This window comes from Candidatus Pelagibacter sp. FZCC0015 (assembly GCF_007833635.1).
Taxonomy (GTDB): Bacteria; Pseudomonadota; Alphaproteobacteria; order Pelagibacterales; family Pelagibacteraceae; genus Pelagibacter.
In genome coordinates this window covers 609,893-635,453 of sequence record NZ_CP031125.1, presented here as the reverse complement: position 1 = coordinate 635,453, position 25,561 = coordinate 609,893, and the positions used below count along the sequence as shown (strand labels likewise).

Sequence of the window (25,561 nt, the reverse complement as noted above, 5' to 3'; positions counted from 1 at the left end):
ATTATTTAGATAAATCAGGATCTATTTTAGATGCAGCTTCCCATAAAGCTTTTACAGCATCTATTGAATGCATAAATTCTTTTTTTTCTTTTTCATCTAAATTAATTTCTTCAATTTTTTCTACACCATCTTTTCCAATGATAACAGGAACACCTGCATAAACATTTTTCACACCATATTCTCCATTTAATTGTACAGCGCAGGGTAATAATTTTTTCTGATCATTTAAATATGCTTCTGCCATTTGAACACCTGAAGCTGCTGGTGCATAAAAGGCTGATCCTTTTTCTAAATATTTAACTATTTCCGCACCACCATCTCGTGTTCTTTGATTAATTTCCTCAACTCTTTCTGAAGAAATCTTTCCATCCTTTACAAGATCCAACAATGGTTTACCTGAAATTTTTGTAAATCTTGGCATAGGAACCATGGTGTCACCATGACCACCCATAACCATTGCCTCAATTTCTCTTACTGGCACATTTAGTTCTAATGATAAAAATAATTTAAATCTCGAACTATCTAAGATACCTGCCATACCAACAACTTTATTTGATGGCAAACCTGAAAATTTTTGAAATGCCATAACCATGACATCTAAAGGATTGGTGATGCAGATCACAAAAGCGTTAGGAGCATTTTTCTTTACCCCTTCAGCAACTTGTTTAATAATTTTTAAATTTATTCCAAGAAGGTCATCTCGGCTCATTCCAGGTTTTCTTGGAACACCTGCTGTAATTATTATTACATCTGAATCTTTTATATCCTCATAGTTATCAGTTCCTGAAAACCTAACATTGAAACCATCTACAGATGAAGATTGTGCAATATCTAATGCTTTTCCTTTTGCAATACCGCTAGCTACGTCAAATAAAACAACTTCATCAACTAATTCTTTTGTTCCTATTAAATGTGCAAGAGTTCCACCTATTTGGCCTGCACCAATTAAAGATATTTTTGTCATTTATTTCCTTTATTTCATTGTTGGCATAACAAATTCCGCATTTGATCGGACACCTGAAGGCCATCTAGATGTTACTGTTTTAAGTTTAGTGTAAAATTTTATTCCTTCCATACCATGCATTCCGCTATCTCCGAATAATGATCTTTTCCAACCGCCAAAACTATGAAATGCCATTGGAACTGGGATAGGTACGTTAATACCAACCATACCTACTTGAATTTTACTTGCAAAAGTTCTGCCTGCATCACCGTCTCTTGTATAAATACTAACTCCATTTCCATACTCATGGTCGTTAATTAATTTTGCAGCTTCTTCAAAAGTTTTTACTCGAACAACTGATAAGACTGGACCAAATATTTCTTCTTTGTAAATTCTCATATCTTTATTTACGTGATCAAATAAACATCCACCTATATAGAAACCATTTTCATAGCCTTGGAGTTTTAAACCTCTACCATCAACCACTAGCTTAGCTCCTTCCTCGACACCTAAATCAACGTAGCTTGTAACTTTTTCTAAATGTTCTTTTGTAACTAAAGGTCCCATTTCTGATGCTTTATCCATTCCAGGACCAACTTTTAAAGCTTCAGCTTTTTTTGATAATCTTGATACAAGTTCATCGCCGATGTCTCCAACCGCAACCGCAACTGATTGAGCCATACATCTTTCTCCAGCTGAACCATAAGCAGCACCCATTAAACCATTTACTGCACCATCTAAATCACAATCTGGCATAACAACTAAATGGTTTTTTGCTCCACCCAAAGCTTGAACTCTTTTTTCATTTTTAGCTGAATTTTCATAAATATATTTTGCAATAGGAGTAGATCCTACGAAACTAACAGCTTTGATATCTTTGTTTTCTAAAATTGCATCAACAGCTTCTTTATCTCCATTTATTACATTAAATACTCCTTCTGGAAGACCAGCCTCAGTAAGTAGTTCTGCCAATCTTATTGCGCAAGAAGGGTCTTTTTCTGATGGTTTAAGAATAAAACTGTTTCCACAAGCTATTGCTATTGGAAACATCCACATTGGTACCATAGCAGGAAAATTAAAAGGTGTGATACCCGCAACAACTCCTAATGGTTGCCTAATTGACCAACTATCAACATTGGTACCAACATTTTCTGAAAACTCACCTTTTAATAAATGTGGTATTCCACAAGCAAATTCTACCACCTCAAGTCCTCTAGTTAAAGAGCCTCTTGCATCTTCATAAACTTTTCCATGTTCTGAAACTATTAACTTCGTTAATTCATCAGAATTTTTTTCAATTAATTCTTTAAATTTAAATATTATTCTAGCTCTTTGTAGAGCAGGTTTTAAAGACCAAGTTTCAAATGCTTTTTTTGCTACCTCAACAGCACTGTCTAGATCAGATTTTGAGGCAAGTCTTACCTCTGACTCTTGTTCGCCAGTTGCTGGATTAAAAACTTTTCCTTTTTTATCTGAAGATCCCGGAATTATTTTACCGTTTACGAAGTGTTCTATTAATTTCATGAATACGGTGTTTTAGATCAAAAATATCGAATAGTCTATTTAAACATTAGCTGTTGCTAACATTTTTTTTATTTCAGCTATAGCTTTTGCTGGATTCAAGCCCTTAGGACATGCATTTGTACAATTTAATATTGTATGGCATCTATATAATTTTAATTCATCTGAAACTTTTTTTAATCTAGCTTTTCTCTCTTCATCTCTACTATCAATAATCCATCTATAAGCTTGTAGCAGAACTGCAGGACCTAAATATTTATCTCCATTCCACCAATAACTTGGGCAAGATGTAGAACAGCAAGCACACATAATGCATTCGTAAGCACCATCAAGTTTTGCTCTATCTTCTTTAGACTGATAAATTTCTGTTGTCTGTTTTGTTGAGTTATTTTTTAACCAAGGTTCAATAGATTGATATTGTTTATATAAACCATCTAAATCACCAATCAAATCTCTTTTAACTTTTAAATGAGGTAGAGGATAAATATCGATGTCACCGTCTATCTCTGCATGAGGAGTTGTGCAGGCTAGTCCATTTTTTCCTCCCATATTCATAGCACAAGAACCACAAACACCATGAGCACAAGACCGTCTATAGGCCAATGTAGGATCAATTTCGTTTTTAATTTTATTTAAAATATCTAGCACCTTAGATGGACAATTATTCATATCAACTTCGTATGTATCAATCCTAGGATTTTCCTCTGTCGATGGATCCCATCTATAAATATTTACTTTTCTTAAATTTTTAGATCCAGTTTTGTCTTTAAAATATTTGCCTTTTTTAACCTCTGAATTTTTAGGTAAGCTTAGCTGAACCATTAATATACTCGCTCTTGTGGTGGAAAATATTGAACTTCGTTTGTTAAAGTTGATTTGTGTACTGCTCTGTAACTAATCTTTGTATTTTTTCCATCACACCAAGCAAGAGTGTGTTGCATAAACTTTTCGTCATCTCTTTTTGGATAGTCGTCTCTCGCGTGAGCACCTCTGCTCTCTTTTCTATGATATGCAGATTCTACAGTAGTTACTGCTTGTCTTATTAAATTATCAAATTCTAATGTTTCAACTAAATCAGTATTAAATACTAAAGACCTATCTTTGACTGAAATTGAGTCCATACCATCATAGGTTTTTTTAATCTCATCAACACCTTCTTTAAGATTTTTTTCAGTTCTAAAAACTGCACATTTCGACTGCATGGTTTTTTGCATTGAAAGTCTAAGTTCTGCAGTACTATTATTTCCTTGTGCATTTCTAAGTTTATCAAATCTATCTAAACATTTTTGTGTTTCTGACTCTGGAATTTCTTCATGAGGTGTTCCTGGCTTAACTAATTCAGCTGCTCTTTTTGCTGCTGCTCTTCCAAATACTACTAAATCAATTAAAGAATTAGAACCAAGTCTATTTGCTCCGTGAACAGAGACACATGCCGCTTCTCCTATAGCCATTAAACCTGGAACAGTTTTTTCTGAGCCATTTACAGTTAATACTTCTGCTTTATAGTTTGTTGGAATACCGCCCATATTATAATGAACTGTTGGCACAACAGGAATTGGTTCTTTAGTTACATCTACATTTGCAAATAATCTCGCTGCATCAGTAATTCCAGGAAGCCTGCTTTCAATTATATCTTTATCTAAGTGACTTAGGTTCAAATGAACATGATCTTGATCTTTTCCAACACCTCTTCCCTCATTAATCTCAATAGACATAGATCTGCTAACAACATCTCTTGATGCTAAATCTTTTGCATTTGGAGCATATCTTTCCATAAATCTTTCACCTTTAGAATTTGTAAGATAACCCCCTTCTCCTCGCGCACCTTCTGTTATTAAGGTGCCGTGGCCATAAATTCCTGTTGGGTGAAATTGAACAAACTCCATATCCTGAAGCGGTAATCCAGCTCTTAAAACCATTGCATTGCCATCACCAGTGCAAGTATGTGCTGATGTTGCTGAATAATAAACTTTTCCATAACCACCAGTAGCAATAATTACTGTGTGCGCTCTAAATCTATGAATTGTGCCATCATTCAAATTCCAAGCAATTAGACCTTTGCATTCTCCATTCTTCATCAACAAATCTAATGCAAAATATTCTATAAAAAATTCTGTATCATGCTTTAACGCTTGTCCGTATAATGTGTGTAAAATAGCATGTCCTGTTCTATCAGCTGCAGCACAAGTTCTTTGAACTATTCCATTTCCATAATTTTTTGTCATTCCACCAAATGGTCTTTGATAAATTTTTCCTTCTTCAGTTCTGCTAAATGGAACTCCATATTTCTCTAACTCTAAAACTGCTTTAGGTGCTTCTTTACAAAGATATTCAATACTATCTTGATCACCTAACCAATCTGCACCTTTGACAGTGTCATACATGTGCCATCTCCAATCATCTTCTCCCATATTTCCTAGTGCTGCTGATATTCCACCTTGTGCAGCTGATGTATGACTTCTGGTAGGAAATACTTTTGAGATACAAGCTGTTTTTAAGCCAGCTTCGCTGAGCCCTACTGCCGCTCTTAAACCTGATCCACCTGCACCAAGTACAACAACATCGTACTCATGGTCTATAATATTATATGCTTTCATGTATTTAAGTTAAAAATTACAATTATTGTAATTACTGGAATTATTATAGCAAAAAAATTTAGGATTTTGTTTGCGGCATTTTTGATTTTTTTATCGTTAATATAGTCTTCAAAAACCTCACTTATAGTCAAAGCTGAAAAAAAATAAGCAATAACTAAAAATAATCCAATTAGGAATTTAGATGGTTGTTTTGTTAAAAAATTCACTATTTCAAAATAACTTTTATCATAGATATTCACTAAATTTATAATAAACCAAAGCATTAAAGGTAATAAGATTGCAGAACTAATTTTTAAGAATAACCATTTTTTTGTTACTGGAAGCATTATATTAATCCTCTACCAATTAAATAAATTAAGATAGTTAAAACAATCGAACCAAAAATAACTAACAAACCTGTAATTTTTGTTGTTTGTAATTCAAATCCATAACCTAAATCCATAATCAAGTGTCTTACTTCACTTAACATTTGAAAACTAAATGACCAGGTTATTCCGATTAAAATAAACTTACCTAAAAAAGTTTCTAAAAAAATTTTAATAATTTGATAATCACTTTCTCCTAAAAGCATTAATGTAAACCAAATACAGATTAATGTGATCGCAAAAAAATTGATTATTCCTGTAATTCTATGTGAAATAGATACTAATGAAGAAATATGCCATTTATAAATCTGTATGTGTGGTGATAAAGGTCTGTCTTCCATATTTTATTTTGAGTTAATAATTGTTTCAGCAATTTCAACAGAATTAAGTGCTGCACCTCTAAGCAGGTTATCTGATACAATCCACAAATTTAATGAATTTTTTTTAGTTTTGTCTTCTCGAATTCTAGATATATATGTCTCATCACTCCCAGCTGCTTCAAATGGTGTGCTATAACCTCCATTTTCTCTTTTATCAATAACCTCACAACCATCTGCTTTACTTAAAACATCTCTCACTTTTTCTAAAGTATATGGTTTTTCAAATTCTATATTAACAGACTCTGAATGAGAAACTAAAACAGGAATTCTTACACATGTGGCTGTAAGTTCTATTGAATCATCTAATATTTTTTTTGTTTCATTTGTCATTTTTAATTCTTCTTTTGTATATCCATCATCGGCAAAAACATCGATATGTGGAATAACATTAAAAGCGATTTGTTTAGTAAAATTTTTTGACTCTATTTTTTTTCCATCTAAATATTGTTTAGTTTGATCTATTAATTCGTCCATTGGACTTTTGCCACCACCCGAAACAGATTGGTAAGTTGAAACTACAACTCTTTTTATTTTGAATAAATTATGTAGTGGTTTAAGTGCTATAACAAGTTGTGCTGTAGAACAATTTGGATTTGCAATAATATTTTTTTTCATATTTTTAATTTCAGCTGCATTCACTTGTGGGACGATCAATGGAACATCTGGATCCATTCTAAAAAAACTCGAATTATCAATTACAATTGTGTGCTTGGCAGCTTTTTCTGCATATTTTTCAGCAATTTTTCCTCCAGCTGCAAAAAAAGTTATATCTGCTTTTGAAAAATCATATGTCTCTAAATTTTCAATAACATACTCTTTATTTCTAAAAGAGATTTTTTTTCCTGCACTTTTTTCTGAGGCAACTAAATATAGATCATCAAACTTAAAGTTTTTTTTATCAAATACTTCAAGAGTTTTTCTACCAACATTTCCTGTTGCACCTACTATAGCTATGTTCATTTTAAAGCTGTTATACTAAATAAAAGGTAAATCGCAAACTTTACCACTACAAATATCACTATTTATGCTTGCTTTTACCTTCTGGTCTACATTCCAATGTGATTTTTTCATCATGGCAATACCAATCACTTTTTTAAAATGTGGTGAATAGCATGCTGACCGTAATTCTCCAACGATGTTGTTCTGATCATCAGTAAGATCTAAAGATCCTGTTAAACTTATTTTCTCTATATCAAATTTAACTCCCATTAATTTTTTATTTATTCCTTCAGATTTAATTGTCTTCAATTTTTCTTTTCCTAAAAAGATAACATCACTATCTATGTTGATATATTTATCGAAACCACATTCATAAGGATTATCTCCATTATCCATATCATTACCATGAGATAACAGTCCACTTTCTATTCTTTCAATCAAATTAGGACATCCTGGTTTAACATTAAATTCTTTTCCAATTTCAAATAAATGATCATACAGTTTTAAGCCAGCTTCTGTATTTTGAACATATACTTCATAGCCTCCTTGTTTAGACCATCCAGATTGTGCGATAAGGTGTTTTGCACCTCCAAATTCAAAATAATCAAAACCAAAAAATTTTAATTTTGTGATCTGTTCTCCAAATATTTTTTCCATCAATTTAAATGATTTTGGACCTTGTACAGCCATGATATCAACTTTTGGCTCTGTGATTTCAACATCAAATTTATTTCCAATTGCTAATCCTTTTGCAAATAATATTACGTCCGTATCTGCAATAGAAATCCACCATTTATTTTCGTTAATTCTTAAAACAACTGGATCATTAATTAAACCAGCATTATCATCTATAATCGGACAATAATAACATCTTCCATCTTTAGATTTTGATAAATCTCTACAAGTCATCAACTGAACTAGTTTTGCAGAATCTTTTCCTGAAATTTCTACCTGTCTTTCAGCTGCTACATCCCAGATCTGAACATGCTCTTTTAAATGATGATAAGATTCTTCAATTGAACCAAAGGCAGCTGGAAGCAACATATGGTTATAAATTGTATAAGCTGTAACACCCTGTTCCTCAATTCGAGAAGTATATGGAGTACTTCTAAGTCTTCTTGATTTTGCGATTAAAAAGTTTTTCATTTTTTCAAAAATTCTAAAACTTTGTCTCTCATTTCAAATGCTTTTTCAATCATAATCATATGTCCACAACCCTCTATTATATGTGTAGATGAATTATTAATTAGACTAGAAAATTTTTTTCCAGCTTCTAGATTTACCATCTTATCTAAAGAGCCAAAAATAAACATTGATGGGAATTGTATTAATTTAGCAGCATCAGAACCATTTTTGTAATTGTTACATGCTACAAGGTCTACCGCCAGTATGTCTCTTATATCTCGAGGTGATTGTATTATTTTTTCTACTGGGTTACCTCCAATAAATCTTTTTGAACCTTCATAACCCCACTTCATCATTAATTTAACTGCATCGGAGTCCCCATTTTTTGCTAGATCAATTAAATCTGGATGTACTGGCATTTTATTTGAGCCTCCAATAAAGACTAACTTTTTTAATCTATCTTTATATTTGTGAGCATATTCAAGTATCTCCAAGCAACCTTGGGAATGACCAATTAAAATTAAATTATTTAGATTTAGTTCGTTAAAAACCCGTTCTAACCAATCAGCTATTTTTTCAATACTATCTAAGCAAGGACCATCGGAATTACCATGCCCAGGCAAATCAATAGATAAAACATTAAAATTATTATTTGAAAAAAATTGTTCTGTTAGAGACCAAACAATATGAGAAAGACCGCTCCCATGAAGAAATACTATTGTATCTTTATTTTGATCAATGCCCTGTCCTGCATCAGAAGCATAAACATTTTTATTTTCTAATTGAAAATTCAAAAATTACCTAAACTTGTTTTCTCAATTCAAATTTTTGTATTTTTCCTGTTGAAGTTTTTGGCAAATCACAGAACACAACCTTTTTAGGAACTTTAAATCCTGCTAAAGTCTCCTTACAAAAATCAATTAATTCTTTTTCAGATACCGGTTTATCTTTAACCATTTCAATAAATGCGCAAGGAACTTCGCCCCATTTTTCATCTGGTTTAGCAACAACTGCAGCAATAGAAACTGATGGATGTTTAGAAAGTGTATTTTCTATTTCAATTGAGGAAATATTTTCTCCTCCAGAAATAATTATATCTTTTGATCTATCTTGTATTTTTACATAGCCATCAGGATGCATCACGGCTAGATCACCACTATGAAACCACCCATCCTTCATAGCTTTATCGGTAGCATCTTTGTCTTTAAAGTAACCTTTCATTACTACATTTCCTCTAATCATAATTTCACCAATTGTTTTTCCATCTTTAGGAACTTCTTTCATAGTATCTGGATCCAAAACAGTTACACCTTCAGTATTTGGATATCTCACACCTTGCCTAGCTTTAATTTCATTTTGTTTTTCTTCATCAAAATTGTTCCACTCATCATTCCAAGCGCACTGGGTAACATGTCCATAAGTTTCTGTTAAACCGTAAACATGCATAACTTCAAAACCTAATGCTTTCATTTTTTTGAAAATTATACTTGGTGGAGGTGCTCCAGCCGTTAAGACATAAACTTTTTGTTTTAATTTTTTTTTGTCGCTTTCTGGTGCTCCGGTAATCATATTTAATACAATTGGTGCACCACCAAAATGGGTTACTTCATATTTTTCAATTAATTGAAAAATTTTTTTAATATCAATATTTCTTAAACAAATTGTCCTTCCATTTAACATCGGAACTGTCCATGGATAACACCAACCATTACAATGAAACATTGGAACCACTGTTAAAAAATTTAATCTATTTGGCATGTTCCAAGCTACAGAACTTCCTGTAGACATTAAATATGCACCTCTATGATGATAAACTACTCCTTTGGGATTTCCTGTAGTACCTGACGTATAGCTTAATGATATTGCTTGCCATTCATCCTCTGGCATTTGCCAATCGTAATTTTCATCACCTGTATTTAAAAAACTTTCATATTCTAAATCGCCAATTTTTTCTGATTTCGATTGATCTGCATTTTTATCATCTATATCAATTATTGTAATTTTCTTATTTAAAGTTTTTAATGCTTTCTTAACTTCTACATGCAATTGTCTATCAACTACTAGCACCTTTGCATCGCTGTGATCTAAAATATATGAAATTGTATTTGCATCTAGTCTTATATTAATTGTATTCAATACTGCACCTGCCATAGGTACTGAGTAATGTCCTTCGAAAATCTCAGGTGTATTGAAGGCCAAAAACGAAACTGTATCTCCTTTTTTAATTCCAATTTTTGACAGTGCGCTAGCAAATTTTACAGCTCTTTTGTAAACTTCCTCCCAAGTATATTTCCTATCTTCATAAATTATAGCTTCATAATTTGGATAAATTTCCCTTGCTCTTTTAAGAAACGTTAATGGAGTAAGTGGTACGTAATTAGCTTTATTTTTATCTAAATTTGTCTCGTAATGATTCATTATTAATTAAACTTAAAATTCATTATATTAGAACTTCCAGAAATAGCGGATTTGTAATGATACTCAGCTCTTGGCAATACCTTATCAAAATAAAATTTTGCTGTATTTATTTTATCACTATAAAATTCCTTATTTTTTTCAAAATCACTAAAACTTACATCTAAAATTTTGATCCAAGCATAAGCAATTGAAACATATCCCAGACTTCTTAAATAATCATTTGCTGCAGCACTAACATCGTCTTTTTCGATTTTATGTTTATCCTTAATCCAGTCGGTAAACTTAGATAAAATATCTAAATAATGATTTAATTCTTTTGAAAATGTATTTACTTTTTCATTTTTACTATCACATTCAGATTTAATCATATCTAAAAACTTATTGATAACATCGCCATTTTTATTTGATAATTTTCTAAATACTAAATCTGCTGCCTGAACAGAATTTGTTCCTTCATAGATTGGGGTAATACGATTATCTCTATATAATTGCTCTATTCCTTGGTCTTTAGTGTACCCATATCCACCATGTATTTGCATCGCGTCGTTCGTAATTTCCATAGCTAAATCTGTAAATAATGACTTAACAACTGGTGTCATCAATGAAACATAATCCAAAGCTTCTTGTTTAATCTTTTCATCAGGATGATAAAGACTCACCTCAGTTTGTTGTGATAACCAAAAACATAATGCTCTTTCTCCCTCAATAATTGACTTCATATTTAGTAAAGATCTTCTAATATCCGCATGATCAATTATAAAGTCTGCACCATTTGTAGATTTTGAATTATTTGTTTTTCCTTGCTTTCTCTCTTTTGCATAAGCAAGTGAGTTTTGATACGCAATTTCAGAAATTCCTAAACCTTGAATGCCTACCACTATTCTCTCAAGGTTCATCATGGTAAACATGGCACTAAGACCTTTGTCTTTGTTACCAATCATATAACCAGTTGCTTCATCAAAATTTAAAACACATGTTGCTGAACCCTTAATTCCCATTTTGCTTTCAATAGATCCTGTTGAAATTCCATTTCTTTGACCAACACTACCATCTTTATTTACAATAAATTTTGGAACTAAAAATAAACTAATTCCTTTAGTGCCCGCAGGAGAGTCTGTTGATCTTGCTAAAACTAAATGAATAATATTTTCAGTTAAGTCATGATCACCAGAAGTTATAAAAATCTTTTGACCACTAATTTTATAGGTATCATCAGATTGTTTGACGGCTTTGGTTTTTAACAAACCTAAGTCTGTACCACAGACTGGTTCTGTTAAACACATAGTGCCACTCCATTTACCTTCGACGATTTTTGGTAAATATTTATCTTTAATTTCATCTGAAGCATGATGATTAATACAATTGTAGGCACCAATACTAAGTTCACTATATAATTTAAATGACAAACTGGCTGAGGAAAGCATTTCATCAAAGAACGCACTTACTGTTTTTGGCATTCCTTGGCCTCCATATTTGGGGTCACAAGATAATGACGTCCAACCATCTTCAATGTATTTCTGATATGCTTCTTTGTAACCCGGTGGTGTTCTGACAACACCATTTTCTAATATTGCTGGATTTTCATCACCTGCTTTAGCAAGAGGTAAAATTAAATTTTGATTTATTTTAGCTGCTTCTTCTAAAATATCTTTAACAAGATCTGCACTCACCTCATTATATTTTTCAAGCTCATTATAGTTTTTATTGTCTCTTAATTTTTCAAAGAGAAACATCATATCTTTTACTGGTGCGGTGTAACTTGGCATATTTAAAGCTTAGAATAATTCTAGTTTTATTGCAATTTTGAAATTATCGCATCACCCATTGCTGAAGTGGAAGTTTCTTTCATGCCTTCTGACATTATATCTTTAGTTCTTAACCCATCATTTAAAACATCTTGAACTGCTTTTTCTAAAATATCTGCTTCTTTATCAAGATCTAAAGAATACCTCAGTGCCATAGCAAAGCTCAAAATAGAAGCAATTGGATTTGCTATCCCTTTACCAGCTATATCTGGAGCTGACCCGTGTATAGGCTCGTACATCGCTCTCATCTCACCATCTTTATTTTTTGCACCCAAAGATGCTGATGGTAAAAGACCTAAAGATCCCGTTAACATTGAAGCTTGGTCTGACAACATATCTCCAAACAAATTATCTGTTACAATTACATCAAATTGTTTTGGGTTTCTTAAAAGCTGCATAGCACAATTGTCTGCTAACATATGACTTAATTCTACATCCTTGTATTCTTTTTCATGAAGTTCTTGGACTTCTTCTTTCCACAATTGTCCTGCTTCCATCACATTTGATTTTTCACACGAAGTAACCTTGTTTGATCTTTTTCTAGCTAAATCAAAAGCGATCCTAGCTACTCTAGTAATTTCACTAGTCGTATAAGTGTGAGTATTAATTCCTTTTCTTTCTCCATTTTCAATTGGCTTAATTCCTCTAGGTTCACCAAAATATATACCACCCGTTAACTCTCTTACTATCATTATATCTAGTCCTGAAACTACTTCTGGCTTTAGGGTTGAAGCATCGACTAATTGTTTAAAACAAATTGCAGGCCTTAAGTTAGCAAAAAGCTTTAATTCTTTTCTAAGTTTTAATAATGCTCTTTCTGGTTTTTTAGAAAATTCTAGGTTATCCCATGTAGGACCACCGACTGCTCCAAGCATAATTACTTCACTTTCTAGTGCTTTGTAAAAAACCTCATCAGTGATTGGGGTACCATGTTTATCGTAAGAACAACCACCAACTAGCTCCTGATCAATTTCAAAATCTAAAGATTTTTTATCATTAAACCAGTTAATAATTTTTTTTACCTCTGTTATTACCTCCGGACCAATACCATCACCAGGAAGTAAAAGTATTTTTCTTTTTTTTACTTTAATCATTAAATACCCAAGGCTTTTCGTTTTTTAAATTTTTTTCAAATTTCTCTATTTTTTCTGATTTTTTTAGTGATAAAGCGATATCATCAAGCCCTTCTAACAAACATTTTTTCTTAAATGGATCAACTTCAAATTTTAGCTCATTATTTCCATAAACTATTTTTTCCTCTTGCAAATCAATAGAAATTTCTTCTTGTCTATTTGCGTATTCAGATAGCTCTTTGATTTTTTCTTCTTCAAGGATTATAGGCAAAATTCCATTTTTAAAACAATTACTAAAAAAAATATCTGCATAACTTGAACTAATTACACAAGTAATTCCAAAATCTAATAAAGCCCAAGGAGCATGTTCTCTTGATGAACCACATCCAAAGTTTTTTCCAGCAATTAAAATTTTAGATTGATTAAATGGATCTTTGTTTAACACAAAATCATTTATTTCTTTGCCTTGATCATCATATCTCATTTCAAAAAACAAATTTTTTCCAAGACCAGTTCTTTTGATAGTTTTTAAAAACTGTTTTGGAATTATCATATCTGTATCAATATTTACAATTGGTAAATAAGCTGGGATACTTTTTAATTTATTAAACTTTTGCATTTAATTTTGATACTTTCTGACATCATCTAGATTACCTGAAATTGCAGCTGCTGCAGCCATTCCTGGACTAACTAGATGAGTTCTACCACCTCTACCTTGTCTTCCCTCAAAATTTCTATTTGATGTAGAGGCGCATCTTTCTTCTGGCTTTAATTTATCGGCATTCATCGCTAAACACATAGAGCAACCTGGTTCTCTCCATTCAAACCCTGAGCTAACAAAAATTTTATCTAGTCCTTCTTGCTCTGCTTGTTCTTTAACTAAGCCTGACCCTGGAACTACTATAGCATTAACATGCGATGATACTTTTTTATTTTTTAGGATTTTTGCTGCTTCTCTCAAATCTTCTATTCTGCCATTAGTACAACTACCAATAAATACTTTATCTATTTTTATATCTGTGGCTGCCATGTCAGGTTTTAGACCCATATACTTTAAAGCTCTTTCAATTGAATTTTTTTTATCTTCATCGGTCTCATTATTTGGATTTGGAACTTTTCCATCAATTGTTATTACGTCTTGTGGTGACGTACCCCATGTAATCATGGGTAAAATTTCATTTGCATTAAGGCTAATTTCTTTATCAAAACTAGCATCAGCGTCTGTTTTTAAAGTTTCCCAATAGTTCAAAGCTTTATCCCAATTTTCATCTTTTGGAGACATTGGTTTTCCTTTTAAATATTCAAAAATTTTTTCATCTGGTGCAATTAACCCTGCTCTTGCACCACCTTCAATTGTCATATTGCAAATAGTCATTCTTTGTTCAACACTTAAAGATCTTATTAAATCTCCAGCATATTCCACAACAGATCCTGTACCACCTGCTGTACCTATTTTTCCAATTATTTGAAGTATTACATCTTTAGAAGTAACTCCTAAAGGAAGTTCACCATTAACATTGATTCTAAAATTTTTAGCTTTCTTCTGAACTAAAGTTTGAGTTGCCAAAACATGCTCAACCTCTGATGTTCCTATTCCAAATGCTAAAGCACCAAATGCTCCGTGTGTTGCTGTATGGCTGTCTCCACAAACAATAACTGTGCCTGGTTGAGTAAAACCTTGTTCAGGTCCTATAATATGAACGATACCTTGCCTCTTATCATCCATACCAAATAACTGAACACCGAATTCTTTACAATTTGCCTCTAAAGTATCTACTTGAATTTTTGACTCTTCATCTGAAATACCTTTTGATCTGTCAGTTGTTGGAACATTATGATCTGCAACTGCTAAAGTTAAATTTGGGTGCCTAACTTTTCTATTAGAATTTCTTAATCCTTCAAAAGCTTGGGGGCTTGTCACCTCATGAATCAAATGTCTATCTACAAAAAGTAAAGATGTGCCATCATCTTGTTGATCAACTAGATGATCGTTCCAAATTTTATCGTATAATGTTGTAGACATTGAAAAAAAAATTATTTTTTTTCTGTAGAGCTTTCTGATTTTTGTTCTTCTTTAGGAGCCTCTGCTGCTAGAGCCGCCTCTTCTTTAGGTGCTGCTTCTGCTTTAGGAGCCTCTTCTTTAGTTGCTTCAACTGTGGGAGCTACATTTTCCTCTGTAACTGTTTCTGGTTTTGCCTCGATATCAATACCAATTTTTTTTCTAATTTTTTCTGCAATCCTTGCTGATTTACCGGTTCTGTCTCTTAGATAATAAAGTTTTGCTCTTCTTACTTTACCTGATCTAATAACCTTAATTGAATCAATTAAAGTTCCAAATAGTGGGAAAGTTCTCTCAACACCCTCTCCAAATGAAATTTTTCTAACCGTAAAAGATGAGTTTAGATCTCTGCTTTTTTTAGCAATACACACTCCCTCAAAATATTGAATTCTTTCTTTTTTACCCTCGGTAATTCTCACACCAACTTTAACAACGTCTCCAGGATGAAATTCTGGAATTTTTTTCTCTGAAAGAATTTTGTTAACGTTATGCTGGTTTATTTCTTCAATTGTTTTCATGTTAGTATTTATCAAATTAATTCTTCTTATATTTTTCCCATAAATCTGGTCTTCGGACGCGTGTTATAGCCTCAGATTGAGATAAACGCCAGTGTTTAATTTTATTATGATCACCTGATAATAGCACGTCTGGTACAGCTTTTTCCTCCCAAATTTGAGGTTTTGTATACTGAGGGTACTCTAGAAGACCATTTTCAAAGGTTTCATCTAATTTAGAGTTTTCATTTCCTAATACACCTGGCAGCAATCTTAAAATACTATCTATAACTACATATGCCGCCGACTCCCCGCCTGACAAAACATAATCTCCGATACTAATTTCCTCTATATTTCTTGTTGAAAGTATTCTTTCATCCACACCTTCAAAATGACCACAAATTAAAGACAGAGATTTTTCATTAGCTAGCTCTTTTGCTAAATTTTGATCAAATTTTTTTCCTTTTGGTGATAAGTATAAAATTCTCTCACTCTCATTTTTGTTTTCATCTAAAGACTTTGCAAGAACATCTGCTTTTAACAACATCCCTGAACCACCCCCATAAGGTGTGTCATCTACTGTTTTATGTTTGTCATCAGCTGCATCTCTTATGTTTACAACTTTAAGTTTCCATAAATTATTTGATAAAGCTTTTCCATAAAGTCCTTTAGATAAAGGACCAGGAAAAACCTCTGGATAAAGTGTAAACACTTGAGCTTGCCACATAAATAATCTTTAAATTATTTTTTTTCCTCTGCTGGAGCTGCTTCTGCTTTTGGAGCTTCTTCCTTAGGAGCTTCTGCCTTAGGAGCTTCTGCTGCTGGAGCTGCTTCTGCTTTTGGAGCTTCTTCCTTAGGAGCTTCTGCTTTTGGAGTTTCTTCCTTAGGAGCTTCTTCCTTAGGAGCTTCTGCTGCTGGAGCTGCTTCTGCTTTTGGAGCTTCTTTATTATCCTCTTCTTTTTTATTTCTTTCTTTTTTTGGCACTGCTTTATTTGGATTATTTCCATTTGCAGGCATAGGCATTAGTTCGTTCTCACCTAAAATTCTTGCTACTCTAGTTGTTGGTTGAGCTCCTTGACCAAGCCAATATTTAATTCTCTCAGCTTCTAGGCCTACTCTTTCTTTTTTCTCTTTTGGTAATAGAGGATTAAAGAAACCAACCTTTTCTATAAATCTTCCATCTCTTGCAAAACGACTGTCGGCAACAACAACTTTATAAACAGGACGTTTTTTTGTTCCACCTCTTGATAATCTTAATTTTAACATTTCTTCTCCTTTTTACTTTAATTGGTTAAATAGCTCTGGCGGTATACCTTTATCTGACATACCTTTCAGATTTCCTTTTGACATCTTTTTCATCATTTCAGACATCATTTTAAATTGCTTAAGCAATTTATTGATAGTGGCCGGATCTGTGCCAGAGCCATTAGCAATTCTTTTTTTTCTAGAACCATCTATTATTTTTGGGTTCTCTCTTTCTTTTTTTGTCATTGATAAAATAACAGCTTCATTTTTAGTAATTATACTTTCATCAATTCCCGCTGAATCCATTTGGGATTTAATTTTAGAAACTCCAGGCATAAAAGACATAATTCCCTCAATGCCACCCATTTTTTTCATTTGTCTTAATTGAGATAAATAATCTTCCATAGAGAATTGACCTTTTTTTAAATTTTCCTCTGCTTTTTTAAGATTTTCTTCTCCTAAATCTTGAGCCGCCTTTTCTACAAGGGATACGATATCCCCCATACCTAGTATTCTGTTTGCAATTCTATCTGGATGGAATACTTCAAGATTATCTATTTTTTCTCCTATCCCTAAAAATTTAATTGGAACGTTTGAAACATATTTCATACTCACTGCGGCACCACCTCTTGCATCACCATCAGCCCTAGTTAAAATAATTCCAGATAAATTAACTGTATTTTTAAATTCTTTTGCCACTGAGGCTGCAACTTGACCTGTTAAAGAGTCTGCAACTAAGAAAGTTTCTGTTGGATTAATGACAGCTTCAATTTGCTTAATCTCACTCATCATTTGTAAATCGATTTGAGTTCTACCAGCAGTATCAAATAAAATTATTTCAGCTCCATTTAAATTAGCAGCACTTATTGCTCTTCTACAAATATCAGCAGGTTGCTGACCTTCTATAATAGGTAAAGTTAAAATATTATTTTGTTCTCCTAAAGATCTAAGTTGTTCTTGTGCAGCTGGTCTGTAAATATCTAGACTGACCATCATTACTTTTTTCTTTTTATTATTTTCTAAAAATTTTGCTAATTTTGCTGTTGTTGTTGTTTTACCAGAACCTTGTAATCCAACTAACATCATTGGTACAGGAGGTACTGCGTTTAAGTTTACTTCATTATTTGTAGAACCTAATAAGTCTACAAGCTCATCATAAACAATTTTAACAACCATATCCCCTGGTGAGGTAGACCTTATAATCTCTTGGCCTAATGCTTTTGGTTTAACTTTTTCGATAAAATCTTTTGCAACATCCAAAGAAACATCTGCTTCGAGCAAAGCTTGTCTAATGCCTCTTAAGCCTTCATCTACTTGAGCTTCATCAAGTGAAGGGGACTTTTTTAGAGAAGAAAAAATTTCTTCAAATTTATTTGTTAAATTTTCAAACATATTTATTACGCATAGCAGTAACGCACTAGTGGGCGAACCCTCGCTGACTAGTGTCGATCTCTTTGTTTCCAAAGACACCGCAAAGTTAATGTTTTTGCGGAAACGGCAACAACCTATAATAGAGGTTCAAAAAGTCAATAAATAAGTTAAATATCTATATATGGATATTAAAGCTTTTAAAATGGACGGTTTAGGTAATGATTTTGTCATCATAGATAATAGGCAAACAGTAACAAATTTGACGAAAGAGCAAATAATAAAAATTTGTGACAGAAAATTTATTGGTTGTGACCAATTAATCTTGATTAAAAAAAATGATATTTCAGATGCTTCATTAGAATTTTATAATTCAGATGGAGGAATGTCTGGGGCATGTGGAAATGGTACACGATGTATTGCTGATTTATTAGGCAAAGAAAATAACAAAAAAGAAATTGTCCTAACAACTTTATCTGGAAAATTAAAATCAAATATTGTTGGAGACAAAATAGTCTCTACGGAAATAGGTGTTGCAAAAACTAAATGGAATGAGATTCCATTATCCAAAGAATTAAACACTAATAATTTAGGAATTAAAATTAATGATAAAAATAATAAAGAATTTTCTGGTGGAATAGCTGTAAATGTTGGTAACCCACATGTAATTTTTTTTGTCGATAACAACGAAAATTTTGAAATAGAAAAAATTGGACCAAAAATTGAAACCCACTCTCTATTTCCAGAAAAATGTAATGTTACTTTAGCAACTGTTGTTAACAAAGAATTAATAAAAGTTAGAGTGTGGGAAAGAGGAGCTGGACTTACCAAAGCTTGTGGAACTGCAGCTTGCGCAACAGCTTTTGCCGCAAAACAAAACGGATTGATAAATGATAAAGTTGATATTGAATTTTCTACAGGTAGATTGACAATTTCAATTGATGAAAACAATATTATTCATATGAAAGGACCAGTTTCAGATATTGAGGAGATAAATTTTAAAATTTAATGGGAATTTTTGAAAAATTTAAATCAGGTTTTAAAAAAAGCGCCTCAGCTTTTACAACGGGTTTAAGAGATATAGTTGTAAAAAAAGAGATTGATGACAAAACATTAGACAAAATTGAAGATTACTTAATTCAATCAGATGTTGGTATTGTTTCGGCCTCAGAAATAAGAGAAATAATTTCTCAAACAAAAATTGATCCCAATAAAGATTTAACCGAAGAAATAAATAATATTTTAAAAAATTATATTATTTCAATAATGAAACCTTTAGAAAATATTGAATTCTTTAAAAAAAAAGAAAAATTAAATGCAACATTAATTTCAGGTGTTAATGGTGTTGGAAAAACAACTACTATTGGAAAAATAAGTAAAATATTAAAAGGTAATGGAAACAAAGTAATGCTAGCTGCATCAGATACTTTTAGAGCGGCAGCTATAGAACAATTAGAAAATTGGGCAAACAAAGTTGATGTTCAAATTACAAAATCATCTCAAGGCTCTGATCCTGCATCAGTTGCCTACAAGGCTATTGAAGAGGCATTAAACAATAATTTCAATCAAGTTTTAATAGATACAGCTGGGAGGTTACAAAATAAAAAAAATTTGATGGAAGAATATAAAAAAATTGCAAACGTTACTAAAAAAATTGATCCTGATGCTCCACATGATGTTATTTTGGTTTTGGATGCAACTTCAGGTCAAAATGTAATTAATCAAGTTGAAGAATTTAATAAAATTATTCCAATAACTGGTCTTATTATGACAAAGTTAGATGGTACAGCAAAAGGAGGTATCCTTTTAGCAGTTGCTAAAAAATATAAACTACCAATTATTGCCCTTGGATTAGGTGAAAAAGAAGATGATTTGCAAATTTTTGATGCTGAAAAATTCGCAGAAGCATTTACTCAAATTAATTAATTAAGGTACTAGAAATTAAAGGTTTATAAAAACTACACTTATAATTTTCTTTAAATTCATAATGTCCACAATTTTTAGCTATAGAAGAAATAATAAAATCAAATTTTCCATTTACGGGATAAAGCTCTAACTTTTTTTCAACAATATCAAATTTAAAATTGGCTTTTAAACTTTTTACAGCACTAATCATCACCAGAGTTTTATTATCTTTTAAAAGATAATATGCAAAATCATCTGGGAAAACTGGGAAATCATACTCTTGCAAAAAATATTTTGCAGTTTTGGGAAACCATTCATAAGAGATTAATGGCAAAGACTCTTTTGTATTATAGTTATAAATATAAAGATCTTTTGGAAAATCATTAATATAATTTGAATTTTCTCCTCGAGCCAAGACGGCTTTTTCGCGGGTTTTAAAATATAATGCAAAATTTTCATCATGTGAATTCATTTGATCAATATGAAAAAGGCTATCTACAGATGCTAAATTTTCTTTAGCATTTGATAAATTACTTAAAGAAAACAAGATAATAAAAAATATGATAAGATTTTTCATAATGTAACTTAAAAAAAAAATTTGAGTTATATTTGTTTAGATTGTGGCTTAATTTAAACTATCAACAAATGATTTAAGAGCTAATACAAGTTTATCATCATATTCCATCATATGATCGTCATATTTTGTAAAATATGAATATTTGGGTTCACTTGCTAAATTAAAAATTTTTTTACCCATCCAAAATGGAACTATTTGGTCAGCCTCACCATGCATTACTAAAACTGGGATATTAATATTTTTAATTTTTTCATTATTTTCATACTTATCTTTTAAAATTAAACCTACTGGAATATATGGATAAAAATTTTTCGCAGCCTCTATCATTGATGTGAAGGGCGTTTCTAAGATTAATCCTGCAAAATTTTTATTCTGAGTAATTTCAGTAGCAATTCCAGTTCCTAATGACTCCCCATAAATAATTATATCTTCTTCATTTAGACCTTTTTCTTTAAGCCAATTTATTGCACTAGAACCATCAATATAAAGACCCTTCTCACTTGGTTTTCCTTTATTTCCACTAAACCCTCTCCACGCAATAATTAAAAAATTAACGTCCATATCTTTAAAATGATTTAATTTATGGATTCTGTTTTCAAGTGTCCCTGCATTTCCATGAAAATAAACTATTGTTTTATAACTTTTTAAATTTTTATTATGAAACCAGCCTAAAAGATTAATATTATCTGTTGTTTTAATAGTAACTTTTTCAATGTTAACTTCTAAATTATCTCCAGAATAATTATTCTCATCAGGATGATACATTAAATTTCTTTGAAAAAAGAATAAGAAAACTAATATAATTAAATAAATTGCAATAATACCAAAAAATAATTCCAAAAAAAAATTCCTACGTTTTGTTTTCATATTTTTTTCTATTTAATATTAAAAAAAATATATAAGAAATAATACTTAAGATTAAGAAAACAGAAAAAGCAGATTTAAACGCAAATATTTCTGTATGCCCCATACCTTTAACAATATCTATGACTAAGCCCATTAACCATTGCATTATGAATGTTCCTGCAAATATTAATAAATTGAATGAAGTTAGTGCTTTACCAGCAGAATAACCTGAAAAAGATAGTCCCACAGCTGGCTGTGTAACTGATAAAAAAATTGAACTTAAAATAAATAAAGTTATGTAGAATGCACCCGCTTTTGGACCTAGCAATATAATCACAAACATTACAGAAAAACTAATTGGTAAACCTAATTTAAGTATTCTTTTTGCTGTAAAACCTATACCTGAAATTTTTGGTAAAAAATAACCCCACAAGAAAAAAGATACCAACATAGTTACATTGATCCAAAACAATCCTATAGCACTTTGAAGTGGTGTATAACCAGCAACTCTAGTCATCCATGGGCCTGCCCATAAAGTTTGTATAGCCATTAAGCCCCCATAATTAAATAAGCCCATTGGAATTACACTTATAAAAAATCTATTTTTCCAAACTTCTGATAAGGTTCCAGTATTTCTTGGCTCTTCTGACTCTTTATTTTTAGTTAAATTCCATTTTGGAATAAAAACTAACATTAAAAAAATACTAATTAAAATTAAGATAGCGATACCACCAAATATCCATCTCCATCCGAAACTAGGTAATAAAAGTTGTACAGGCAATGTGGATGACAAAAAACCTAATGATGCAATCATTAGCATCCATGAGTTTGCTCTTTGTTGCTGATTTTCTGCATACCATATTCTGTAACCCGTTAACGGAGCCATCAAACAAGCACTTACACCTACACCAATTAGAATTCGCGAAACTAATAATCCAGAAAAACTTTCAGCTAAAGCAAATGATCCTGTTCCAACTAATGCGATTAATAAAAAAGAAGAGACAATTTTTTTTGGTCCATATTTATCTAACAAATATCCAAGGGGTATTTGCATACAAGCAAAACCTAAAAAATAACCTCCAGCTAACAATCCTAAATCAGCTGCTAACAAATTAAATTCTGAGGTTAATACGGGAGAAAGTGTTGCAGTAATTGCACGCAACAAACATGATAAAAAATAACCAAATGCAAATACAAAAAAAACAATAATAGCCTGTTTTTTTGGTAAAATATAATTTTCCATTAATTAAAAGTTTAAAGATATATCTCTATGAACTGAGTTACACCTTGCAACAAATTTAGCTTGTTCTTTAGTTAATCTGTTTTGAAGTCTAAGACCAATATTATGTTTAATAACATCATTATATTTGATTAATTCAGGCATCAAATTCTTATTAGCATCATCTCTCCATGAAACTTCTAAATTAAAAAGATCAAAAGTCTCTGAACTTACTTCAGACAATTTTTGCTCATCTACCTCATCATTATCTATAACAGATATTAGGTCATCTAATTTATTTGCAAATTCTTCGGTTCCAGAAATTTCTCCTAGTTTTTCAAAAAGATTATCAATTATTGATATTGCGTTTTCGTAATTTTTATTATCAATATTATATTTTAATTCTTTTATTTCTGGTGAAAGTTCTTTTAATTTTTCATTATCGTTTATAAACATTACTATTTGATCCAGAGTTTCATAAGCTTCATCAACGTTTTTTCTATATCTTTTAGTTCTTGTATTTTTTGCTTTGTGCAATATATCAAACTCTCCATTTTTAGCTTTCCAATTTTCAGGAACTTTATTTTGAAGTTCTTTAATTTCTAACTCGTAATTCTCGATCTTTAATTCTAATTTATTTTTATCTGATAAATTATCATCATCTAAATTTCTAATTTCAGCTTTTGTTTTTTTAATTTTCTGGTCTATTTTTCTAATTTTTTTCTCAATTTTTCTTACATTGAAATGCAAGTCCCTATAATCTTTTGTAAATAATTCATATTCTTGCTCTGTTTTTTGAAGTTTTTTAACAATAGCAAAAGTCCCAAACGCATTATCAAAATGCTCTTCAAAAATATCTAGTTTATCCATTGGAAGATTTGCGGGAGTTAATTTCTGCATGTCTTTTATTGCATTAGTAATTCTTTGTTCTTCAGTGTTGTAAATCGCAAATTTATACTCTTGTAAGCAATATTGTAACTTTGGATTCATCGGCGGTGGAGCGACGTTCGATGTTAAATATGTTCTTGCTGGTAGATAGTTTACTAATGATGGATAGAAACCAACAATTCCAAGACCTATTAATTGTAAAATAATGAATGGAACAACACCTTTCCAGATATTTAAAGTAGTAACAAGTTTTGAAGCTACACCTTTTAAGTAAAATAATGCAAAACCAAACGGTGGTGTTAAAAAGGAGGTTTGTAAATTCACCCCAATCATTACACCAAGCCAAATTGCACTTACATTAGCTCCTGGTTCAGCTAATAATATCGGAGCAATGATAGGAACAACAACAACGGCTATTTCTATAAAATCAAGAAAGAAACCTAGTAAAAAAATCACTGCCATTACAACAATAAACTGTGTCCAAAATCCCCCTGGCAAATCTTGAAGAAAATCTCTTACTAGCTCTTCACCTCCAAATGCTCTAAATCCAGAGGTTAACATTGCTGCACCTAATAAAATTATAAAAACCATTGAAGTTGTTACACATGTTTCTGTAACAACCTCTCTTAAAACATTCTCAATTTTGTATGCTCTCCAAAAACTCCAAACAATTCCAATTAAAAAAGTAATTGTAAAAAATCCTGTGATAAAAATTGCTGTAAGATCTCTAGTTTCTACAGCCTTAATATTTAAATTATAATTCTTAGACAAAATATAAATTGGAATAACAGATAAAATTGCAATTATAATTGGATAGTAAGCATCTTTTTTACCTTTATGTAAACGATAACCAGCCATCATGGTTGCACCTATTGCTCCAATTGATCCGGCTTGATTAACGGTTGCAATACCTAAAAGTATAGATCCTAAAACTGCAAAAATTAAAGCAAGCGGAGGAATAATTACTATTAAAACCTTAATCCAAAATTTTGAGTCAAAACTTCCTTTAAATGGAACGGGAGGAGCTGCCTTGGGATTTAGTCTTGCGTAAACAAATACATAAATCATATATAAACCAACCAATACTAAACCAGGTAATAATGCCCCCAAAAACATATCTCCTGCAGAGGTAGATCCCACTCTAAATTCTCCAGGCATATTAAATTCACCAGTTAAAATTTTGTAATCAGTCTGACGCATAGTATTTGCAACGTCTGCTGCGCTAGCTAATTGATCTGCTATAATAATTAATACAATTGAAGGAGGTATGATTTGCCCAAGAGTTCCTGATGAACAAACAATACCACTTGCTAAACTTTTATCGTATTTATTATTAAGCATTGTGGGTAATGATATTAATCCCATTGCTATTACTGTTGCACCAACAATACCTGTGGTAGCTGCAAGTAACGCCCCAACAAAAATTACTGATATTCCTAAACCTCCGGGGATAGGTCCAAACAACTGCCCCATTGTAACTAATAGATCTTCCGCAATTTTTGATTTTTGCAGCATAATCCCCATGAAAATAAATAAAGGAATTGCAATTAAAGTATCAGTTTCTACATCCCAGTAGTTACTTCTAAAGTTTGTAATACCGGCGGTTAACCATTCTTTGGGGCCATCAACAGCAAAATAAGCACTACTATCTCCTGCAAATAAGTAACCAAAAAAAGCAGCAAGCCCGATTGAAATTATTGCTGATCCAGGTAATGCAAAAGCTACTGGAAAACCAGAAGCTAATGCTCCAATCATTATAATTACAAGTAAAGCTAAAAATAAATGTTCCATTAT

At 31.6% G+C, this 25,561-nt stretch carries 24 protein-coding genes; 2 read left to right on the top strand and 22 right to left on the bottom strand.

Annotated elements, in window-relative coordinates; genetic code table 11:
- Position 1: 1 nt before the first annotated feature.
- From mdh to ffh, 18 genes are read right to left on the bottom strand one after another with little or no spacing between them, the layout of a single operon-like run.
- A complete protein-coding gene (gene mdh, locus DT059_RS03350) occupies positions 2 to 964 on the bottom strand; it encodes a malate dehydrogenase (RefSeq protein WP_145596749.1) in 963 nt (320 codons plus the stop codon).
- 9 nt (positions 965 to 973) lie between these two features.
- Entirely contained in the window at positions 974 to 2,467 is a 1,494-nt protein-coding gene (locus DT059_RS03345; protein WP_145596747.1) for a CoA-acylating methylmalonate-semialdehyde dehydrogenase, read from the bottom strand.
- Positions 2,468 to 2,506: 39 nt separating this feature from the next.
- On the bottom strand, positions 2,507 to 3,286 hold the full coding sequence (locus tag DT059_RS03340; RefSeq protein WP_145596745.1) for a succinate dehydrogenase iron-sulfur subunit: 780 nt from the start codon (positions 3,284 to 3,286) through the stop codon (positions 2,507 to 2,509).
- The gene (gene sdhA / locus DT059_RS03335) at positions 3,286 to 5,061 is read right to left on the bottom strand and encodes a succinate dehydrogenase flavoprotein subunit (protein ID WP_145596743.1); all 1,776 of its coding nucleotides are present in this window, start codon (positions 5,059 to 5,061) and stop codon (positions 3,286 to 3,288) included. The genes DT059_RS03340 and sdhA overlap by 1 nt, the downstream gene beginning before the upstream one ends.
- Positions 5,058 to 5,387 carry a succinate dehydrogenase, hydrophobic membrane anchor protein gene (sdhD, locus tag DT059_RS03330; protein WP_145596742.1) on the bottom strand — a complete coding sequence of 110 codons (330 nt, stop codon included), beginning with the start codon at positions 5,385 to 5,387 and terminating at the stop codon, positions 5,058 to 5,060. Before sdhD ends, sdhA begins: the two co-directional genes overlap by 4 nt.
- Positions 5,387 to 5,767: a succinate dehydrogenase, cytochrome b556 subunit gene (gene sdhC / locus DT059_RS03325; protein ID WP_075535934.1), complete on the bottom strand. Its 381-nt coding sequence runs from the start codon at positions 5,765 to 5,767 to the stop codon at positions 5,387 to 5,389. The genes sdhD and sdhC overlap by 1 nt, the downstream gene beginning before the upstream one ends.
- Positions 5,768 to 5,770: 3 nt before the next feature.
- A complete protein-coding gene (locus tag DT059_RS03320; RefSeq protein ID WP_145596740.1) occupies positions 5,771 to 6,766 on the bottom strand; it encodes an aspartate-semialdehyde dehydrogenase in 996 nt (331 codons plus the stop codon).
- A gap of 15 nt (positions 6,767 to 6,781) precedes the next feature.
- Positions 6,782 to 7,891 carry a dimethylsulfoniopropionate demethylase gene (locus DT059_RS03315; RefSeq protein WP_145596738.1) on the bottom strand — a complete coding sequence of 370 codons (1,110 nt, stop codon included), beginning with the start codon at positions 7,889 to 7,891 and terminating at the stop codon, positions 6,782 to 6,784.
- Positions 7,888 to 8,664, bottom strand: coding sequence for an alpha/beta fold hydrolase (locus DT059_RS03310; protein WP_145596736.1), 777 nt, complete (start codon positions 8,662 to 8,664; stop codon positions 7,888 to 7,890). Before DT059_RS03310 ends, DT059_RS03315 begins: the two co-directional genes overlap by 4 nt.
- Positions 8,665 to 8,671: 7 nt before the next feature.
- Positions 8,672 to 10,288: an acyl-CoA synthetase gene (locus tag DT059_RS03305; RefSeq protein ID WP_145596734.1), complete on the bottom strand. Its 1,617-nt coding sequence runs from the start codon at positions 10,286 to 10,288 to the stop codon at positions 8,672 to 8,674.
- 2 nt (positions 10,289 to 10,290) lie between these two features.
- A complete protein-coding gene (locus tag DT059_RS03300; protein ID WP_145596732.1) occupies positions 10,291 to 12,054 on the bottom strand; it encodes an acyl-CoA dehydrogenase family protein in 1,764 nt (587 codons plus the stop codon).
- A gap of 26 nt (positions 12,055 to 12,080) precedes the next feature.
- A complete protein-coding gene (gene leuB, locus DT059_RS03295) occupies positions 12,081 to 13,187 on the bottom strand; it encodes a 3-isopropylmalate dehydrogenase (protein ID WP_145596731.1) in 1,107 nt (368 codons plus the stop codon).
- Positions 13,180 to 13,785 (bottom strand): 3-isopropylmalate dehydratase small subunit, encoded by a 606-nt coding sequence (gene leuD / locus DT059_RS03290; RefSeq protein ID WP_145596729.1) that lies wholly within the window; start codon positions 13,783 to 13,785, stop codon positions 13,180 to 13,182. The genes leuB and leuD overlap by 8 nt, the downstream gene beginning before the upstream one ends.
- Positions 13,786 to 15,189, bottom strand: coding sequence for a 3-isopropylmalate dehydratase large subunit (gene leuC / locus DT059_RS03285; RefSeq protein WP_145596728.1), 1,404 nt, complete (start codon positions 15,187 to 15,189; stop codon positions 13,786 to 13,788).
- Between the two features lie 11 nt (positions 15,190 to 15,200).
- Positions 15,201 to 15,743, bottom strand: coding sequence for a 50S ribosomal protein L19 (gene rplS / locus DT059_RS03280; protein WP_145596727.1), 543 nt, complete (start codon positions 15,741 to 15,743; stop codon positions 15,201 to 15,203).
- Between the two features lie 16 nt (positions 15,744 to 15,759).
- Entirely contained in the window at positions 15,760 to 16,446 is a 687-nt protein-coding gene (trmD, locus tag DT059_RS03275) for a tRNA (guanosine(37)-N1)-methyltransferase TrmD (protein WP_023854633.1), read from the bottom strand.
- A gap of 14 nt (positions 16,447 to 16,460) precedes the next feature.
- Positions 16,461 to 16,985 carry a 30S ribosomal protein S16 gene (gene rpsP, locus DT059_RS03270; RefSeq protein ID WP_145596725.1) on the bottom strand — a complete coding sequence of 175 codons (525 nt, stop codon included), beginning with the start codon at positions 16,983 to 16,985 and terminating at the stop codon, positions 16,461 to 16,463.
- 12 nt (positions 16,986 to 16,997) lie between these two features.
- Positions 16,998 to 18,356, bottom strand: coding sequence for a signal recognition particle protein (gene ffh / locus DT059_RS03265; RefSeq protein ID WP_145596724.1), 1,359 nt, complete (start codon positions 18,354 to 18,356; stop codon positions 16,998 to 17,000).
- A gap of 160 nt (positions 18,357 to 18,516) precedes the next feature.
- Here ffh and dapF point away from each other — a divergent pair, with 160 nt between their 5' ends.
- Together dapF and ftsY are read left to right on the top strand one after the other, a co-directional pair.
- A complete protein-coding gene (gene dapF, locus DT059_RS03260) occupies positions 18,517 to 19,341 on the top strand; it encodes a diaminopimelate epimerase (protein WP_145596723.1) in 825 nt (274 codons plus the stop codon).
- On the top strand, positions 19,341 to 20,258 hold the full coding sequence (gene ftsY, locus DT059_RS03255) for a signal recognition particle-docking protein FtsY (RefSeq protein WP_145596721.1): 918 nt from the start codon (positions 19,341 to 19,343) through the stop codon (positions 20,256 to 20,258). Before dapF ends, ftsY begins: the two co-directional genes overlap by 1 nt.
- On the opposite strand, the gene DT059_RS03250 is transcribed toward ftsY, so the two are convergent.
- The 4 genes from DT059_RS03250 to DT059_RS03235 are packed head-to-tail and all read right to left on the bottom strand — an operon-like array spanning position 20,251 to position 25,558.
- Complete coding sequence (locus DT059_RS03250; RefSeq protein WP_145596720.1) at positions 20,251 to 20,814, bottom strand: hypothetical protein; 564 nt, start codon at positions 20,812 to 20,814, stop codon at positions 20,251 to 20,253. The two genes, ftsY and DT059_RS03250, sit on opposite strands and share 8 nt — an antisense overlap.
- 48 nt (positions 20,815 to 20,862) lie before the next feature.
- On the bottom strand, positions 20,863 to 21,681 hold the full coding sequence (locus DT059_RS03245) for an alpha/beta hydrolase (RefSeq protein ID WP_240704623.1): 819 nt from the start codon (positions 21,679 to 21,681) through the stop codon (positions 20,863 to 20,865).
- On the bottom strand, positions 21,665 to 22,903 hold the full coding sequence (locus DT059_RS03240; RefSeq protein ID WP_145596719.1) for an MFS transporter: 1,239 nt from the start codon (positions 22,901 to 22,903) through the stop codon (positions 21,665 to 21,667). Before DT059_RS03240 ends, DT059_RS03245 begins: the two co-directional genes overlap by 17 nt.
- A 3-nt stretch (positions 22,904 to 22,906) precedes the next feature.
- Positions 22,907 to 25,558, bottom strand: a complete 2,652-nt coding sequence (locus DT059_RS03235; RefSeq protein WP_145596717.1) for a TRAP transporter large permease — start codon at positions 25,556 to 25,558, stop codon at positions 22,907 to 22,909.
- Positions 25,559 to 25,561: the final 3 nt, after the last annotated feature.